Annotated in this window: 1 protein-coding gene; it reads right to left on the bottom strand. The window is 59.5% G+C overall.

Annotation, left to right across the window (positions count from 1 at the left end):
- Positions 1-35: 35 nt before the first annotated feature.
- A complete protein-coding gene (locus tag PA6_RS22235; RefSeq protein WP_021703202.1) occupies positions 36-1,262 on the bottom strand; it encodes an IS256-like element ISPa46 family transposase in 1,227 nt (408 codons plus the stop codon).
- Between the last annotated feature and the right edge of the window lie 65 nt (positions 1,263-1,327).

Below are 1,327 nucleotides of genomic sequence, written 5' to 3'. Positions count from 1 at the left end.
AGGGTGTGCAGAATTTTGTGTAACCGGGGTTGGGGTTACTGCTGCGGCAGCCGGTCTTCGTAGCTGATCGTAAAGCGCGTCAGCGCCGCCTTCCAGTCGCGGATCGGCATCGTCCATTTTTTGCTGATGTTGCGTAGCGCCAGGTAGAACAGTTTCAGCAGCGCCTCGTCGCTGGGAAACGATCCGCGATTCTTGGTGATCTTGCGCAGGCTCATGTTCACCGACTCGATGGCGTTGGTGGTGTAGATCACCTTGCGAATCTCTGGCGGGAAGTCGAAGAACGGCGTGATACGTGGCCAGTTGCGGCGCCAGGACTGGCCAATCGGCAGGTAGTCGTCATCCCACTTGGCCTCGAACTCACCGAGGCGCAGTTCGGCCTCGTCTGCCGTGCTGGACTGGTAAATTCGCTTCAGGTCAGCAGCCACTTCAGCCCGCCGTTTCCACGACACATAGTTCAGGCTGTGTCTGACCATGTGCACGATGCACAGCTGCACGCTGGTGTGCGGGAACACCGCTTCGATAGCCTCAGGGAAGCCCTTCAGGCCATCCACGCAGGCGACGAAGATGTCCTGCACGCCACGGTTACGCAGCTCGGTTACCACCTGCAACCAGAACTTGGCGCCCTCGTTCTGGGCGATCCATAGGCCGAGGATTTCCTTCTCGCCAGCCAGATTGATGCCCAACGCCAGATACACCGCCTTCACTCGCACGGCGCCTTCGCGCACCTTGGTGTGGATGCAGTCGAGGTAGACGATGGGGTAGACCGCATCGAGCGGGCGCGACTGCCAGGCCTTCACTTCATCGGCTACGGCATCGGTCACCGAGGAGATCAGGCTGGGCGACACCTCGGCACCGTACATTTCCTGCAAGTGCGCCTGGATCTCGCGCACAGTCATGCCGCGGGCATACAGCGAGAGGATCTTGTCGTCGAAACCCGCCCAGCGGGTCTGGTGCTTCTCGACAATCTGCGGATCAAAGGTGCCATGCCGGTCGCGCGGCACTTCGATGGGCAACTCGCCGAACTCACCCTTGAGTTTCTTCTTGCTGAAACCGTTGCGGGTGTTGCCAGTTGGATTGCTTACCGGCTGATGCTTATCGTGGCCCAGGTGGTGGGTCAGCTCAGCATCCAGCGCACGCTCAACCAGCTTCTTGGTCAGTTGCTTGAGGATGCCGTCAGCACCGATCAGGTCTTCAGGATTCTGGTAGTTGGCCAGGAGCTGATCCAGCAGCTCGTCGGTGATGGGATGTTGCGTCTTGCTCATGGTGTCTCCGGTTCGGAGCGACAGTGTCGCTCATGAGCCGGTTACACAAAAATTCGGACACCCTC

It is taken from the genome of Aquipseudomonas alcaligenes NBRC 14159, assembly GCF_000467105.1.
GTDB lineage: Bacteria > Pseudomonadota > Gammaproteobacteria > Pseudomonadales > Pseudomonadaceae > Aquipseudomonas > Aquipseudomonas alcaligenes.
This window is presented reverse-complemented; position numbering and strand designations above follow the sequence as displayed.